The sequence below is a fragment of the Candidatus Omnitrophota bacterium genome (genome assembly GCA_028716565.1).
Classification (GTDB): domain Bacteria; phylum Omnitrophota; class Gorgyraeia; order Pluralincolimonadales; family Pluralincolimonadaceae; genus Pluralincolimonas.
This window is the reverse complement of sequence record JAQUPL010000005.1, coordinates 51,777-67,846: the sequence shown is the minus strand read 5'-3', so window position 1 is coordinate 67,846 and position 16,070 is coordinate 51,777. Positions and strand designations below refer to the sequence as shown.

Below are 16,070 nucleotides of genomic sequence, written 5' to 3'. Positions count from 1 at the left end.
ACGAACATCCCTTATTCCCCCGATAATTCTTTTGAACGGCGCGCCGCGGCGGTCACGGCTTTCCCGACTATCCTCTTCATCCCGGCCCGGTCGAATACTTTTATCGCCTGTTCGGTAGTGCCGCCCTTTGACGTCACGCTCCGGCGCAGGGCCTGCGGCTCATGCCCCGATTCTATAAGCAGCCGCGCCGCGCCGAGGGCGGTCTTCGATACGAGTCTTTTTGCCGTAGCCCTGTCCATCCCGAGGCTGACAGCCGATTCTATGAGCGCCTCTTTGAGGTAAAAGAAATAGGCCGGGCCGCTTCCCGATACCGCGGTGACAAGGTCAAAATATCTCTCGTTTAAATTTATCGTCTCCCCAACGCTCGAAAATATCCCGTTCGCGGCCTTCAGGTCTCCGGCAGTCGCGTATCTGCCTCTGCAAACAGCCGTGATGCCCTCGCCTACAAGCGCCGGCGTATTCGGCATCACCCTTATGACGCGGGGCCTTCGTATGCGCGCAAGGGCCTTCTCTATCCTGCGGGTATTTATCCCAGCCGCGATCGAGATATATAACCGGCCCTTGCCGTAAGAAGATACCTCTTCTAGCACCTCTCCGATATTTTGCGGCTTGACCGCGAAGATTACGATATCGCTGTGCGCTACGGCCTCAAGTATCGATCCGGTTGCCAATATTCCATATTTCTTAACGGCAACCACACGCTTGGCCCGGTCGTTATCAAAACCTGTAACGCCCGTCCTTTTGACGGCGCCGGATGTGAGGAGGCCGTTTATTATCGCCCCGCCCATATTCCCAAGGCCGATGACGCCTATTCTTTTATCCGCCAAATATCGCATGCCCTATCCTTATTATATTCGCGCCTTCCTCTATCGCTACCTCGAAATCCTGGGTCATGCCCATCGAGAGATACCTCATGTCCACATTTCTGATCCTTTTCGTCAAGATAAGCAGGGACAATTTCTTCAACCTCTCAAAATACGGCCTCGAATCCTCCGGGTTCTCAGTGAACGGCGCCATCGTCATCAGGCCCATGACCTTTATATGGGGTAATACGGCTATCTTTTCTATAAGGGGAAGCGCCTGCTCCGGCAATACCCCGTATTTTGTCGCCTCCTCCGAAGTCTTGACCTCTATCAATACCTTCTTCGGGTCCAGGAGCCCGGCCGACCGTTTCGATATCTCCTCGGCCAATTTCAGGGAATCCACCGAGTGGATGAGATCGAACATCCTCACCGCCTCTTTGACCTTATTTGTCTGCAGGTGGCCGATAAGGTGCCACTTTGCCCTGTATTCGATCGCCTTAAATTTTATCTCCGCGGCCTGTACATAGTTTTCGCCTATATCCGTAACGCCCGCGGCAAGGGCCTCTTCTATCCGCGGGACGTCTACGGTCTTGGTCACGCAGACGAGCGTGATATCCCGGTCGTTCTTTCCTATCTTCCCGGCCGCGAGGCGGATACGCTCCTTTACGCCCCGTATATTTTCAGGGATCATCTTTTAGAAATACTCGCTGAATATCCGGTTTACCCTGTCGACGAGCTTACCTAAAGGCGTGTTCCCGAAGATATTCCTCCTGGCCTTCTTCTTCGCGCCTTCCCTGGCCCAGTATTTTACCAGCCCGACCGAAACTATTTGCCCGGCGCCGGCCCTGGCCATATCCCCCCCGGCCACTCCTTTGACGAGCCCCATCTTCACGGGCATGCTGAGGGATAATTCCAGCATCTCAAGGAAACCTCCCAGGGCGGTCAGGTCGCCGGCGACCACGCAACCCATCGCGGCTTCCTTGGCGGCAAGCATATCTTTCAGTTTGCCTCCTATCTGTTTTATGAGCTCCTCGGCCTCCGGCCTTACCGCCTCGGCGAGGGCCTTCCTGGAGAGGGAACGGCTCGAACCGCCAAGTCTCAGGACTATCTTGTCCCCCTCCGGCGAAACGCTCCCCTGCGCGGCCGGTTCGGAGGCCGCGGGCTTATCAAGGGATATCTCGCGTTTCAACAGGTCTGCCGCGTACTCGCGGGGTATCTTGAAATTATCGGCGATGAGCCCGGTCATCCCGCCGCTGCCGGCCGGTATTATCTCGATGGATCTTATCTCTCCGCCGTTATACACGATCATATGCGTGGCGGAATAGGAGATGAAAATGAATATTACGCCCAATTCCTTCTCGAGTTCTTCAAGTATCGCGTGCCCGACCGCTATGCCCGAGAGGATTATATCCCTGATCTCAAAACCCGCCGTATTTATCGATCTCCTGACATTGTGGAGGTTGGTCACCAAGGCAGTCACGAATTCCATGTCCGCCTCAAGCCGCGTGCCGAACATCCCGGTCGGATCCTTGATCCCGTCCTGGCCGTCGAGGATAAAATCGCGCGTTATCGAATGGACTATCTCCCTGTCGAAGGGAAGCGCTATCGTCCTGGCGGCCTCGGTCACCCGCTCGACCTCGTGCCTGCTTATCTCGTTCTCTTTCTCGGCGACGGTCACACTCCCTTTGGTGTTATAGACGCGCAGGCTCGCGCCGTCGCAGTTAGTCACGAGGGACACGATCTTTGTCTTCGCCGAGGCCTCCGCCTTTTCGACGGCTGAGGCGACCGACAAAGCTACCTCGCTTATATCCGATATCGCGCCGTTATCCATCCCCCTCGACGGCACCGAGGCGGATCCCAACAGCGACAAGGTATCCTTCTCCTCGGTCGAACAGACCGAGCAGGTCACGAAATCCTCGCTTATATCCAGTCCGGCTAATACCTTCTTCATTTCTTTTCCGGTTTAAACGTCACCGCGGCATCGGTGAACCTGAGGTCTATCGAATCGATCTTCGACCTGTCCACCTTTGGATTGTTCAGTGCCGCGGCCAACGAATCTAGCTTCCTGTCGAGATCATTATTGCCGACCACTATCGTCATCCCGCCCATCACGAAAAAAGCCTTTTCCGGATATGTCATATCGACGGTCGTGACCGCCGATCTCGCGAACTCCTTCCTCGAATAGATGCGCCGGAGGATATCGAGGGCGGTGTTGAGCCTCCTCGACTTCACCCTCGTGCCCTCTTTGGGGTCCGCGAGCCGGGACTCAAGGCCGGTAATAAGGGGGAGCGAATCGAGGCTGCCTGTATCCGAGACGATGACGCAGTCGAAATCCACTGGCAGGACTTTCCCAAACCTTATCCTCGCCACCGCCTCCCTGTCCTTTATATTCGCGATGATGCGGTTGGGCAGGAACTTGGTTATCACCACTATCTGGAATTCGGGGTGCGCCGCTTTTATTTTGCCGGCGAGCGCCGCGGTATCCACCGTGAAAAAATTGACGGGATATTCGAGGTTAAAATATTCCTCTTGTATATATAAGTTCCCTTCGCTGCCCGGTTTTACTATCTCGACCTTTTTTACCTCAAAGCACGGTGCTGATGAGAGGAAATTATTAAACCACAGGACGGCCGCTGCCACGGCCAACACGAATATAACAATGACGGCCGCCGCAACCCTGTTGCGTTTCATGAAACCGCTGAACTGCTTTGAGGCTTCCGAACCTGATTTCCTTTTTCTCGCCATATTATTTATAAGCCGATTCGAGCATCTTCTCGCACAACAGTGGAAAATCCATCCCTCTCGTCTTCGCGGCCTTCGGCAGGAGGCTGAGCTGGGTCATTCCCGGTATCGTATTTACCTCGAGGACGACTATCTTCCCCCCGTCGTCAAGTATCATATCGACCCTGGAGAAAGACCTGCAGCCGAGGGCGTTATGCGCCCTGATGCCGGCGTCCTGCGCGAGCCTCGCCTCTCCTTCGGATATGGGCGCGGGACAGAGATAGTCGGTCATCCCGGCCGTATATTTGGCGACCTCATCGTAATAGCGCCTTTTTGGGACGACCTGTATTACGGGCAGCGGCTTGTCGTCGACTACCCCCACGGTAAGCTCCTTTCCGTGTATGAACTCCTCGAGGATCACCTGTTCGCCGAACTTGAACGCTTCCTTAATTGCGCCGTCCAGTCCCTCGACCTTGTCTATTATAGAAACCCCGACCGAGGAGCCTTGTGCCGAGGGTTTGACGACGACCGGCGCCGGGAATTTCAGTTTCGGCCTGGCCCCGTTCTCGATCACGTGGTATCCCGGGATGTTGAGCCCGGCTTTTTTGAATAACTTACGCGATGCGATCTTATCCATTCCAAGCCGGCTCGCTTTTACTTTCGAACCGGTATAGGGTATCCTTAGGTCCTCTAATATCGTCTGTATCTGTCCGTCCTCGCCGAATGTCCCGTGGAGGGCGATGAAGGCGACGTCGATACCCGCCGACCTCAGTTCGTCCCTCGTCGGGAGCCATATCTCCATAGGGATCGCGTTGTAGCCCTTGCTCAACAGGGCATCTGTTATGGCCCTTCCCGAGCGCAGGGAGACGTCCCTCTCGGCGGATGGCCCGCCCATCAGGACCCCTATCCTCGATCCCACCTTATCCATTAAAACTCTCCTATTAATTTAGTCTCTAATTTTAACATAATTTGATGTTCTTTAAAAACTATTTTTTGTATCTCATCTATTAATTTCCTGACGTCGGCCGCCGAGGCATTTCCCCTGTTTATGATGAAGTTCGCGTGCTTCTCCGAGACCGCAGCGCCTCCTACCGATTTTCCTCTCAAGCCGCACTTGTCTATAAGCTCCCAGGCCGGCGAACTTCCCGACGGGTTGAGAAAGATACTCCCCACGCTGGGATAGCCGAGCTCCTGCGTTTTTCTTTTTTTCTCCAGGTTTTTCTTCGTTTCGGCCTCTATCTTATCCTTGGCCTTCTTTTCCAGCCTGAGCCTCGCTGAAACCAGGACCAAACCGGCGAGGTTAGAAGAACGGTACGAGAATTTAAGGCTCTCTTTGCCCAATTTCACCTTCTCGAGGTCCTTGAGCGCGGTTATCTCCTCGACGAGATCCCCTATCGCCCTTGACGGCCACCCGGCGTTCATCGTGATGGCGCCGCCGAGCGTCCCGGGTATCCCGGCGAGGAACTCAAGGCCTCCCAGGTCCTTCTCCGCGGCCTTCGTTATCAGCTCGTGGGTCTTTATCCCGCAGCCCGCGATGGCCGTATCTCCGTCGAATTCTATCCCGCCAAAGGACGGCGCTCCTAAAAAGACGACAAACCCCCGTATGCCCTTGTCCCCGACCAGGAGTTTGCTGCCGCCGCCGATCATGAAATAATCCGCTTTATGCGAAACGGCGTAGCGCAGGATTACCAGCAGGTCGTCGACGTCCTCCGGACAGACAAAAATATCCGCCGGCCCGCCTATCTTGAATGTCGTATGGCGGTCCATCGGCTCGTCGAGCTTGACCGAGCCCCTTATGAAGCCTAAGGGTTCTTTTTTGATATCTTTCCCCTCTTTTTCAAAAGCTCCTGCGCCAGCTCCCCGGCTATCGAGGTAATATCCCCGGCGCCCATCATCAGGACCATATCACCGCGTTTTATATCCTTCAAGAGATATTCTTTTAATTCTTTCTTGGGCAGGTATATGACGTCCTTGTGGCCGTGCTTTTTCACTTCCTCGTAGATGCTTTTGCCGGAGACGCCATCGAGCTCGTCCTCCGACGCCGCGTAAATATCCGTAAGTATCAACCGGTCGGCCACATCGAAACAGTTCCCGAACCTGTCCTTCAGGTACTTTGTCCTGGAGAAGCGGTGCGGCTGGAAGACCGCTATAAGCCGCTTGGGTTTCCAGTTCTTAGCAGCCAATATGGTCGCCTTTATCTCGGCCGGATGGTGCGCGTAATCGTCTATCACCTTTATCCCGTTTCCGGAATACTTGACCTGAAACCTCCGCGCCGCGCCGGTAAAATCCTCGACCGCCTTCTTTATCGTCCCGAAATCAAGGCCCAGCTCCAGCGCCACGGCGAACGCGGCCATTGCGTTCGAGACGTTATGTATCCCCGGGATGTTTATTGCGGCCCGCCCCAGGTTCTTGCCGCGGTAGATTATCTCGAACTCGGAATGCGAGTCGTGCATTTTTATCTTCCCGGGAAATATATCGCCGCCGGCCGAAAGGCCGAAGGTGACGACCTCCTTGGGATAGCCGCGGAGAGCCCGCTTCAAGTTATCGCAGTCGCCGCAGGCGAAGAGTTTCCCGCCCGGCTTGATCTTCTCGACGAATTTCAGGTACCAGGATATTATCTCCCCCATGTTCCTGTAATAATCGAGGTGCTCGGCGTCGATATTCGTGATGACCCCGTAGAACGGTTTCAGGTGGACGAACGAGCCGTCGCTCTCGTCCGCCTCCACCACAAAATGCCCGCCCTTGCCTACCCTGGCGTTGCCCTCCAGCGATTTCACCTCGCCGCCGAGGATCGCGGTCGGGTCGAGCCCCGCCCTGTACAGGATATGGGCGATGAGCGATGATGTCGTCGTCTTGCCGTGCGCGCCGGTAACCGCGATCCCTTTCCTGCCGTTCATTATCAGGGCGAGCATATCGGCGCGGTGGAGCGTCTTTATCTTTTTATTGCGCGCGGCCTTTAGCTCGGGGTTCTCCGGCGTGATCGATGACGAGAATACAACGATATCGGCGCCCTCTATGTTCTTCTCGTGATGGCCTTCGTGGAATTTGCCGCCGAGCGATTCTAGCTTCTCGACGATGCGCGAACGCCTGACGTCCGAGCCGGAGACCTTAAGGCCCCGCTTGAGCAGGACGAAGGCGATGGCGCTCATCCCGATGCCGCCGATGCCGACGAAATGAATGTGCTTCTTACCTTTTAGTTTCATGATCACCTTATAATATTGTTTTATCCCTTGAAATTTAAGTCTCGCTCGGCCTTATTTATTACTCGCTTCATCTAATATCTACTGCGTCATAAACCGGCTCTTCGCGAGACGTTAAATTTCAAGGTATGATACAATCAGTAAGACGCTTAGCCGCGTCGGGAACGGCAAATTTTTTCGCCGCGTCCGACATCGACTTTAACCTCTCCTTATCATCCTTCAACTCAAATATTTTTTCCTTCAGCATCTGCGGCGTGAGGCCGAGTTCCTCCATAATTATAGTCCCGCCAACCTTTGCGAGCGCGGCGGCATTATGGTACTGGTGCCCCCCGGCGAACCTGTAAGGGACCATTATCGATGGTTTGCCCAGGGCCGCGATCTCAAAGAGCGCCGTAGCCCCGGCGCGCGAGACGATGAGGTCTGCCATCGCATACGCGTATCCTATATCCCCGACAAAATCGTATACGCAGCCGTCCACGCCGCTCCCTTCGTATTTTTTCCGCACATCATCGATATTCTTCATGCCGGCGATATGAAGTATGTTTATCTGTTTCTTCTCCTCTTCGCTCAATATCCCGAGCATATCACCGACTATCATATTTATCCTCTGAGCGCCCTGGCTTCCTCCGAGGATAAGGACCGTGAATTTGTCCGGGCTGAACTTATAAAACCTCCGCGCATCCTCTCTTTTTGTCATCAGGAGTTTTTTGCGTATCGGGTTGCCGGTAAACACCGCTTTCCTCCCGAAGGACTTCTCCGTCTCCTTGAAACTCACCGCGACGCGCCTCGCCAGAAGCGCCAATATCCTGTTCGCCAGCCCGGCTTCGCAATTCTGCTCGTGCAGAAAAAGCGGTTTTCCCGTGAGCGCGGCGAATTTGCATATCGGGAATGAGGCGTATCCGCCGAAACCAACCACGATATCGGGCTTATAATCAAATAACAACTTGACGGACCTCAGGCAAGCCGAGGTGAACCGCGCGAGGAATTTCAGGAACTTTACCGGGTTCGCAGATAGTTTCGCCACGGGCATAAGCCTGTAGGGAATATCGAACGACCCGAAGAGCCTCATCTCAAGGGGATGGTCCGTCCCGACAAGCAGGACCTCGCCGGCGCCCCTCTCCTTTATCTCCTGGGCAAGGCTCAACCCGGGGAAGATATGCCCGCCTGTCCCTCCGCACGCGATAAGTATCTTCATCCCGTTTTTATAAACGTTATGGTCGGGATTCATTAATTATTCTTCCTTCTCGTAAGGGCTCTCGCTGTATTTGGCGACATTGAGCAGAAGCGCCACTCCGATCATATCGAATACGAGCGACGAGCCTCCGTAGCTTATGAAAGGCAGCGGCAGCCCCTTAGTCGGCATAGAGCCGGTCGCGACGGCGATATTGATGACCGCCTCGAGCCCAATGATCGAGACGACCCCCAGCGCGACCAGGTGCCCAAAGAGGTCCCTCGCCCTCAACGCTATCCTGAAACCCAGCCAGATGAAGAGCGCGAAGAGGATTATCACCGCGCCGGCGCCTATGAGGCCCAGTTCCTCCCCGATTATGGAAAATATGAAATCCGTATGCGCCCCCGGGAGATAGAGCAATTTCTGCCGCGACTGGCCGAGCCCGACCCCGAACGGGCCGCCGGACCCGAGCGCTATATAAGACTGGATTATCTGGAACCCGACGCCTTGCGGGTCCTTCCAGGGATCCAAAAAAGCAAATATCCTCCTCATCCTGTAGGCCTTATGGAATATGAGGGCGCCCAGTATAGGTATCGAGCCCAACAGCATCGGGACTAGGTGCCTCAATTTGATCCCGGCGACAAAGAGCATCATGAACGAGACGGCGCCTATAGCGACCGCGGTTCCCAGGTCAGGCTCTAGCAGGATCAGCCCGACGCTGAAGCCGAGTATTATCATCGGCGGCATGAAACCTTCCCTGAAACTCTTTATCTCTCCCTGTTTCCTCGAAAGGAAATCTGCGAGATAAAGTATCATCACGATCTTGCATACCTGCGACGGCTGGAAACTCAGGAATGAGAACCTGAACCAGCGCCTCGCGCCGGCTATCTCGCGGCTTATCCCCGGGATCAGGACCAGAATAAGCAGGACGAACGTGGCGATGAGGACCGGCTTCACATATTTCTTCAGGGAATTGTAATCCACCGACATCACCATCAGCGACGCGATGAGGCCGATAAAAAGATACAGGAGATGGCGTTTAAGGTAATAGGCGCTGTCCTTCAGGAATTCCTGGGCGTTTATCGCGCTCGCGCTATAGACCATAACGACGCCGATGGCAAGAAGCACGACCGTCACCATGAAAAGCTGCGTTCTGAGTTTTCTCACTCCGCCTTATCTCTCCTCTTTGAGCGCGCGGATTATCTCCTTGAACACACGACCCCGCTCCTCGAAATTCCTGAACATGTCGAAACTCGCGCACATCGGCGAAAGGAGTACGCAATCGCCTTCTTCCGCCTCGCCGAACGACTTCTTCACCGCGTCTTCCATCGTCTCCGCGAATATATACGGGGCCGCGCCCATAAGATGGTCCCTTATCTTCTCTTTCGCCTCGCCTATCAGGACAAGCTTCTTGACCTTCGCGCCCACGACCCGGCGCGCCTTCCGGAAATCGCTTCCCTTGTCGTGGCCTCCGGCGATAAGTATGACCGGTTTTACGCAGGACTCAAGCGCCATCATCGTCGCCAGGACCGTAGTCCCCTTGGAGTCGTTTATGAACTCCACGCCGCCGACCGTCTTAACGTGCTCGAACCTGTGCTCTAACCCCTTGAAACCCACCAGCGCTTCTTTTATCTTCTTCGGGCTTATCCCGAAGATCGAGGCGACACAGAGGCAGGCGAGGATGTTCTCGATATTATGCGTCCCCTTTATCTTAAGTTCCGATGCGCCGCATATTCTCTGCGCCTTCCCGCCGCGGCCGATAAAGACCGAGCCGTCCTCGAAGAAGGCCGCCGTCCTCTTATTCTTCCGCGAGAATAAGAGCGCCTTCGCCTTCGTCTTCTCCTTAAGCTTCCTTACCAGCGGGTCGTCGTAATTCAATACCGCCCAGTCCCCTTTCTCCTGGTTCCCGAATATGCGCGCCTTCGCGCTGATATAAGAGCGGAGGTCCGGATGCCTGTCGAAATGGTTCTGCGAAATATTCAACATTACGGCGACGTGCGGCCTGAACGTCTTTATGCTCCCGAGCTGGAACGAGCTGACCTCGAGGACGACGACAGAGTTCTTCTTGACCTTCGCTATCTCGCCGCAGAACGGGTTCCCGATGTTGCCGCAGACGACCGCGCGCTTGCCGCCCTTTTTTAATATCTCCCCTATCAGCGTCGTGGTAGTCGATTTCCCGTTCGTCCCGGTGACCGCGACTACAGCCGCCTTGCAGCAGAGATAGCCAAGCTCTACTTCGCCTATTACCGGGACTTTATACTCCGCCGCCCATTTCAATACCTGCGAGTCCTCAGGTACTCCCGGGCTTATCACGATAAGGTCTTTTCCTTCCACGAATTCAGGCGTATGCCGCCCGAGCTCGACTTTTATCCCTTTCCACTCGAGTAGGCCCTTCGCTTCCCTTAATTTCTGCGAGTCCCCGGAATCGGTGGCCCAGACTTTCGCGCCGAGCGACTTGAGCAGGAATGCCGCTGCCATCCCGCTTTTCGCGAGCCCTGCCACCGTTACTTTTTTCCCCCTGAATGTCTTCATCTAAGTTTTAATGTCGAGAGGCTAAAGAGCGCCAGTATTATACCTATTATCCAGAACCTTATGACCACTTTAGTCTCCGACCACCCCTTCATCTGGAAATGATGGTGTATCGGCGCCATGAGGAATATCCTCTTCTTGAGCAGTTTGAACGACGCGACCTGGAGGATGACCGAAAGCGCCTCAAATACGAATATCCCTCCCACGACAAGGAGGAGCAGTTCCTTCTTTGTGAACGTCGCCACGATGCCTATAGCCCCGCCGAGCGCCAGCGAGCCGGTATCCCCCATGAAGACCGTCGCCGGGAACGAATTGAACCAGAGAAAACCCAGTCCGGCCCCGAGTATCGCCGCGCAGAAGACGGTCAATTCGCCGGCGCCGGGAATGAACATGATATTAAGGTATTCGCTTATCTTGGCGTTGCCTGTGATATAGCTAAAAACGGTATAGGTGAGCGCGACTATCACGGTGCAGCCTACCGCGAGCCCGTCAAGCCCGTCGGTCAGGTTGACCGCGTTCGAGGCGCCGACTATGACCACCGTGGTAAACAATATATAGAATATGCCGAGGTTTACCGCCGCGTTCTTCAGGAACGGCACATCGAGGTTCTTGCTGATATGCGGGTCACAATATACGTAAAGCCCTATCAGGAAACCGAGCATTATCTGGCCTATGAACTTCGACCTCGCGGTAAGCCCCTTGGACTTCATCAGCCTTAATTTAAGGTAATCGTCGAGGAAACCGACGACGCAAAGCCAGATCATCGACACGAGCGACAGGAGGACGTACTTGTTCGTCAGGTCGCCCCAGAGCAGCGTCGAGAGGACCACGGCGGTGACTATCAGGAGCCCGCCCATTGTCGGCGTCCCGGCCTTGCTCTTATGCATCTCGTAAATTCCCTTGGCGTCGTCAGGAGTGCGGACTACCTGCCCTATCTTGAATTCGCGGAGCTTTTCGATGATGAACGGCCCCACTACCATGCAGATGAGGAATGAGGTGATAGCTGCGGCGGCGGCGCGGAAAGTGATGTACTTGAATACGTTGAAACCGAAGAACAGGTCTTTCAGCGGGTAGAGCAGGTGGTAAAACACTTTTTGATCTCCTCCATTTTCATGCCGCGCGAACCTTTGACCAGCACCAGATCCCCTTGTTTCAATATATTTTTCAAGGCCTTCGCGGCCTCTACCGAATTGGCAAAACGGAGGAGGGACATACCGCCGATGCCCTCCTCCTGTGCGCCCTCCAGGATATACCCGGAGAGCGTGCCCACACTCACTAAAAGGTTTATCTTGGACTTTGCCGCGAACCTGCCGGCCTCGCGATGGAGCTCCGGCCCGGCTTCGCCCAGCTCGAGCATGTCTCCGGCCACGAGCACCTTCCTCTTATACGGCTCCATATCCCGCAGCGTCACGATGGCGCTATTCAACGAAGCGGGGTTGGAATTATAACAGTCGAATATGAAATCTATACCCTCGCATTTCCCGTATTCCATCCTGAGCTTCGGCAGGGCGAAATCCTCAAGAGCCTTTACCGCGGACTTCGTCTCTATCCCGTATAACGAGGCCGCTGCGATCGCAGCGGACGCGTTCTGGACGTTATGCCTGCCGAGCATCCTGAGTTTTACGAGATACGTATCGTTGAGCGCGAAATTTATCCCGCAGCCGCTCTCCCGGACGTTCCCGGCCGTGAAATCGCAATCCTCGTTGAAACCGAAGGTCACGACCTCATCGCACATCTTCCTGGTGGTGATGACGAGCATTTCGTCATCACCATTGACCACAGCCGAGCCGGCCTCTCCGACCCTTTTTATAAGGTCGAGCTTCTCCTTCCTGACGTTATCTACCGAACCGAAGAATTCCAGATGCGACGGCCCCGCATTCAATATCATCCCGCAATTCGGCTGGATGATGTCGGCCAGGTATCCTATCTCCCCCGGGTGGTTCGTCCCCAGCTCTATCACCGCTATCTCATCCCTCTCGTTCAATTTCAGAAGCGTAAGGGGGACGCCGATGAAATTGTTCTCCGTCCCTTCGTTCTTCAGGACTTTGTATTTGGCGGACAGGATAAGCGCCAGCATATCCTTCGTGGTCGTCTTCCCGTTCGAGCCGGTCAGCGCGATCACCGGGATATCGAACCTGCTGCGGTGGAACTTCGCGATACCGCCCAACGCCTTGACGGTATCCTTTACGAGTATTACCGAGAAACCGGCTTCAGGGGAGGGCACATCGCGGCTTACCACCGCCCCGGCGGCTCCCTTCCTGGCGGCTTCACCTATGAAATCATGGCCGTCAAAGTTAGGCCCTTTTACCGCTATGAAGAGCGAACCCTTTTCTATCTTCCTCGTGTCGGTCGAGATATGCGAAAACACGCCCTTATGGCCGCTGTTCATCGATTGCCCGCCTGTCGCCTCTAAGATATCTTTTGTGTTATACAAATCTTTTTCGCGATCTCCCTGTCATCGAACGCCACGGTCGTATTCTTCAATACCTGGTAAGTCTCATGGCCTTTGCCGGCTATAAGGACGCAATCCCCTTCCCTTGCCGCGGAAAGCGCCTCCTCTATGGCTTTCGACCTGTCCGTTACCGCTTTGTAATTCTTCTTTGATATCCCGGCGGTTATCTCGGCAATTATCGCCTCCGGCTCTTCGCTGCGCGGGTTATCGGATGTCACGATGACGAGATCCGCCATCTCGCTCGCCACCTTACCCATCCGCGGGCGTTTCGTCCTGTCGCGGTCCCCGCCGCAGCCGAATACCACGATTATCTTCTTGCCGATAAGGGGTTTTAACGCGGAGAGGACATTGAATAACGCATCGTCCGTATGCGCGTAATCCACAAATATCTTGAAAGGCTGGCCGCAGTCGACCGGCTCGAGCCTGCCAGGGATGGTCGTGAGGTTCTCTAACCCACGCTTTACCTCGCCGGAGGAAAAACCGAGGCTCATGCCGCAGGCGGCAGCGGCGGTCATATTATAGACGTTGTGCAGGCCGATAAGTTTCGAATCCACCTTCAGGTCCCCTTTCGGCGAATTGACCGCGAACCTCGTCCCGTCCAGCGAAAGCTTTATATCGGAAGCGAGATAATCGGCGACGAGTTTCGTCCCGTATGTCACGACCTTCCCTTTTGAGACCTTGACCAGTTTTTTGCCCCACTCATCGTCTATGTTTATCACGGCATACGCGCAGTCCTTAAGCCCTTCAAAGAGGCGGGACTTCGCCCTGAAATATCCGTCGAACGTCTTATGGTAATCAAGGTGGTCTCCGGTAAGGTTAGTGAATATAGCCGCGGAGAAATCTATGCCGCCTACCCTGTTCTGGTCGAGGGCGTGCGACGAGACCTCCATCACGAGGTGATCGCTGCCGTTCCTTGCCATCTCGCCCATGAAACCGTAGAGTTCGACAGGCCCGGGCGTTGTGTTCGTCGCGGGTATGAGGCGCTTTCCTATCCTGTAACTTATAGTCCCTATGATGCCGGCCTTGTGGCCCGCGGCCGAAACGATGGAATCCATCAGATACGATATCGTCGTCTTGCCGTTTGTGCCGGTTATCCCGATGCAGGTCAGTTTCTCGATAGGCCTGCCGAAGAAATTATTGGCTATCTTCGGCGCCGCGGCCCTCGAATCCCTTACGAATATCCTCGCGACACCCTCGGGAAGCGCCGTATCTTTTTCCAGGACGACGGCAGAGGCGCCTTTGTCAGCGGCCTCATTCGCGAACTTATGGCCGTCGAAGTTCGTGCCGGAGACCGCGATAAAAAGGCAGTCTTTCCCTATAGTCTTGGAATCGCTGGAGACCCCTTTAATATCGATATCGAGGCCGCGCGGGAACTCAGACTGCACCTTATATTCCACATCTTTTAACAGGTCTTTTAGTTTCATCAATCCTCTACACTCTGGAGTTCAACCGGCCTCTTGACTTCGGTTATGTTCTGCGGCTTTATCTCCATATACCTTAAAGTGTCTTTCACGACCTTGCTGAAGACCGGCGCGGCGACCACGCCTCCGTAATACTGCGGATGCGGCTGGTCGAGCATCACAACGACCACGATCTTCGGGTCTTTTACCGGGGCGAACCCGACGAATGAGCCTATGAATTTCGAATGGGAATATGCGCCGTTCTCGATCTTCTGGGAGGTCCCGGTCTTTCCGGCGACATCATAACCCTCTACTTGCGCGAGCTTGCCGGTCCCGTCGGCTACGACGCCGCTTAATATATCCCTCATCGTCGCGGCCGTGCCCTCCGAGAGCGTCTCCCTTACGACGACCGTAGGAAATTCTTTTATTATCTCGCCGTGCTTGTCCTGTATCGCCTGGATCACGCGCGGCTTCACGAGCTTTCCGCCGTTGGCGATGACCGAGATGGCGCATCCCATCTGTAACGCGGAGACGCTTACCTCCTGGCCCATCGGAATAGCATAGATCGACGTACCGGACCATTTGGAAGGCGGGCGTATGAATCCCGGGACTTCGCCGGGCAGGTCGATACCGGTCATATCGCCGAACCCGAATTTCCTGACGTATGTATAAAGGTTATTCCCCCCGAGCTTTAAAGCTACCTTGACCGTCCCGATGTTGGATGACTTCTCGATGACCTCCCTGAAGGTGAGCCAACCGTGCCCGGTGTGGTCGTGCAGCACCTTTCCGCCGCCGTGGCTCCAGGCGCCGTTCTCGCAGAAGAACCTGTCCTTGAGGCCGACCTTCTTCTCCTCAAGCGCCGCCGATGCCGTGACTATCTTGAATATCGAACCGGGCTCATACATATCGGTGACGGCCCGGTTGCGCCTGCTCTCCGCGCTTGCGCGCTGGAAAGCGTTAAGGTCGTAGGTGGGTCTGCTCGACATCGCGAGGATGTCGCCGTTATTAGGGTCCATGACGATTATGCACGCGCCTATCGGGTGGAATTTCTTAACGGCCCAGTCGAGCTCCCGCTCGGCGATATGCTGTATTATGTCGTCTATTGTGAGGACAAGGTCGAGGCCGTCTGCCGCGGGGTAATATTCGTATTCGAATGACGCTATCTCGCGGCGGCGGGCGTCCCTGTAAGTGGCCCTGTATCCGGGCGAGCCTTTCAGGTACCCGTCGTTTTTGAGTTCGAGCCCCTCGAGGCCTTTGTTGTCGGTGCCGGCATAGCCGACTATCTGGCTGGCGAGGGAATTGTTGGGGTATACCCTCTTCGACTCTTTCAGGAAATCTATGCCTTTTATCTTGAGCGCTTTTACCCTGGCTGATTCGGCGGGGCTTAATTTGCGCTTGATCCAGACGAAACCCTTGTCCCTGTTTATCCGCTGGTAGACGTACTGCTCGCTCAGGCCCATCGCCGATGCGAGCTTTTTCGCAGCGGCCTTCTTATCCGCTATCACCCTGTTGTCCGCGAAGACAGATTCCATGTTGAGCGAGACGGCCAACGGCCTCATGTTCCTGTCGAAGATAGTGCCTCGGGTAGGCTGGAGTTCTATTAGCGCAGTGTGCTGTTTTTTGGCTAGGAGAGTGAGGTTGTAGGACCTGGCGAGTTGAAGGTATAAAACGCGGATTAAAAGAATGCTTAATAAAATTATAAAAAAAGAAAATACCGCGTTGAGGCGGGTCTTGTGGGCTCTTGTATACACTTGTATCCTACCCTTGTTTTCGGCGGAAAACTATGGGTATGTA

General features: G+C 54.9%; 14 protein-coding genes. All 14 read right to left on the bottom strand.

The annotated features are described in order from the left end of the window. Nucleotides 1-11: 11 nt before the first annotated feature. On the bottom strand, nt 12-836 hold the full coding sequence (proC, locus tag PHO67_06185) for a pyrroline-5-carboxylate reductase (GenBank protein ID MDD5546722.1): 825 nt from the start codon (nt 834-836) through the stop codon (nt 12-14). Beyond that, complete coding sequence (locus PHO67_06180; GenBank protein ID MDD5546721.1) at nt 817-1,494, bottom strand: YggS family pyridoxal phosphate-dependent enzyme; 678 nt, start codon at nt 1,492-1,494, stop codon at nt 817-819. The genes proC and PHO67_06180 overlap by 20 nt, the downstream gene beginning before the upstream one ends. A 3-nt stretch (nt 1,495-1,497) precedes the next feature. Continuing rightward, entirely contained in the window at nt 1,498-2,754 is a 1,257-nt protein-coding gene (gene ftsA / locus PHO67_06175; protein ID MDD5546720.1) for a cell division protein FtsA, read from the bottom strand. After that, nucleotides 2,751-3,548 (bottom strand): hypothetical protein, encoded by a 798-nt coding sequence (locus PHO67_06170; protein MDD5546719.1) that lies wholly within the window; start codon nt 3,546-3,548, stop codon nt 2,751-2,753. Before PHO67_06170 ends, ftsA begins: the two co-directional genes overlap by 4 nt. 1 nt (nt 3,549) lies before the next feature. After that, nucleotides 3,550-4,452, bottom strand: coding sequence for a D-alanine--D-alanine ligase (locus PHO67_06165; protein MDD5546718.1), 903 nt, complete (start codon nt 4,450-4,452; stop codon nt 3,550-3,552). Continuing rightward, nucleotides 4,452-5,321 (bottom strand): UDP-N-acetylmuramate dehydrogenase, encoded by an 870-nt coding sequence (gene murB, locus PHO67_06160; protein ID MDD5546717.1) that lies wholly within the window; start codon nt 5,319-5,321, stop codon nt 4,452-4,454. Before murB ends, PHO67_06165 begins: the two co-directional genes overlap by 1 nt. A gap of 5 nt (nt 5,322-5,326) precedes the next feature. After that, nucleotides 5,327-6,727, bottom strand: coding sequence for a UDP-N-acetylmuramate--L-alanine ligase (gene murC / locus PHO67_06155; GenBank protein ID MDD5546716.1), 1,401 nt, complete (start codon nt 6,725-6,727; stop codon nt 5,327-5,329). 118 nt (nt 6,728-6,845) lie between these two features. Further along, the gene (murG, locus tag PHO67_06150) at nt 6,846-7,952 is read right to left on the bottom strand and encodes an undecaprenyldiphospho-muramoylpentapeptide beta-N-acetylglucosaminyltransferase (protein MDD5546715.1); all 1,107 of its coding nucleotides are present in this window, start codon (nt 7,950-7,952) and stop codon (nt 6,846-6,848) included. Between the two features lie 3 nt (nt 7,953-7,955). Then, nucleotides 7,956-9,035 carry a putative lipid II flippase FtsW gene (ftsW, locus tag PHO67_06145; GenBank protein MDD5546714.1) on the bottom strand — a complete coding sequence of 360 codons (1,080 nt, stop codon included), beginning with the start codon at nt 9,033-9,035 and terminating at the stop codon, nt 7,956-7,958. Between the two features lie 33 nt (nt 9,036-9,068). Then, complete coding sequence (gene murD, locus PHO67_06140) at nt 9,069-10,427, bottom strand: UDP-N-acetylmuramoyl-L-alanine--D-glutamate ligase (GenBank protein ID MDD5546713.1); 1,359 nt, start codon at nt 10,425-10,427, stop codon at nt 9,069-9,071. Further along, nucleotides 10,424-11,515: a phospho-N-acetylmuramoyl-pentapeptide-transferase gene (gene mraY, locus PHO67_06135; protein ID MDD5546712.1), complete on the bottom strand. Its 1,092-nt coding sequence runs from the start codon at nt 11,513-11,515 to the stop codon at nt 10,424-10,426. The genes murD and mraY overlap by 4 nt, the downstream gene beginning before the upstream one ends. After that, a complete protein-coding gene (locus PHO67_06130; protein MDD5546711.1) occupies nt 11,488-12,858 on the bottom strand; it encodes a UDP-N-acetylmuramoyl-tripeptide--D-alanyl-D-alanine ligase in 1,371 nt (456 codons plus the stop codon). Before PHO67_06130 ends, mraY begins: the two co-directional genes overlap by 28 nt. Continuing rightward, nucleotides 12,834-14,300 carry a UDP-N-acetylmuramoyl-L-alanyl-D-glutamate--2,6-diaminopimelate ligase gene (locus tag PHO67_06125; GenBank protein ID MDD5546710.1) on the bottom strand — a complete coding sequence of 489 codons (1,467 nt, stop codon included), beginning with the start codon at nt 14,298-14,300 and terminating at the stop codon, nt 12,834-12,836. The genes PHO67_06130 and PHO67_06125 overlap by 25 nt, the downstream gene beginning before the upstream one ends. Next, complete coding sequence (locus PHO67_06120) at nt 14,300-16,027, bottom strand: penicillin-binding transpeptidase domain-containing protein (protein ID MDD5546709.1); 1,728 nt, start codon at nt 16,025-16,027, stop codon at nt 14,300-14,302. Before PHO67_06120 ends, PHO67_06125 begins: the two co-directional genes overlap by 1 nt. Nucleotides 16,028-16,070 lie beyond the last annotated feature (43 nt).

Coding starts and splice junctions, on each gene's coding strand:
- proC (MDD5546722.1), bottom strand. CDS start 836: ATGCGATATTTGGCGGATAAAAGAATAGGCGTCATCGGCCTTGGGAAT.
- PHO67_06180 (MDD5546721.1), bottom strand. CDS start 1,494: ATGATCCCTGAAAATATACGGGGCGTAAAGGAGCGTATCCGCCTCGCG.
- ftsA (MDD5546720.1), bottom strand. CDS start 2,754: ATGAAGAAGGTATTAGCCGGACTGGATATAAGCGAGGATTTCGTGACC.
- PHO67_06170 (MDD5546719.1), bottom strand. CDS start 3,548: ATGGCGAGAAAAAGGAAATCAGGTTCGGAAGCCTCAAAGCAGTTCAGC.
- PHO67_06165 (MDD5546718.1), bottom strand. CDS start 4,452: ATGGATAAGGTGGGATCGAGGATAGGGGTCCTGATGGGCGGGCCATCC.
- murC (MDD5546716.1), bottom strand. CDS start 6,727: ATGAAACTAAAAGGTAAGAAGCACATTCATTTCGTCGGCATCGGCGGC.
- murG (MDD5546715.1), bottom strand. CDS start 7,952: ATGAATCCCGACCATAACGTTTATAAAAACGGGATGAAGATACTTATC.
- ftsW (MDD5546714.1), bottom strand. CDS start 9,035: ATGGTGACGGTCGTGCTTCTTGCCATCGGCGTCGTTATGGTCTATAGC.
- murD (MDD5546713.1), bottom strand. CDS start 10,427: ATGAAGACATTCAGGGGGAAAAAAGTAACGGTGGCAGGGCTCGCGAAA.
- PHO67_06125 (MDD5546710.1), bottom strand. CDS start 14,300: ATGAAACTAAAAGACCTGTTAAAAGATGTGGAATATAAGGTGCAGTCT.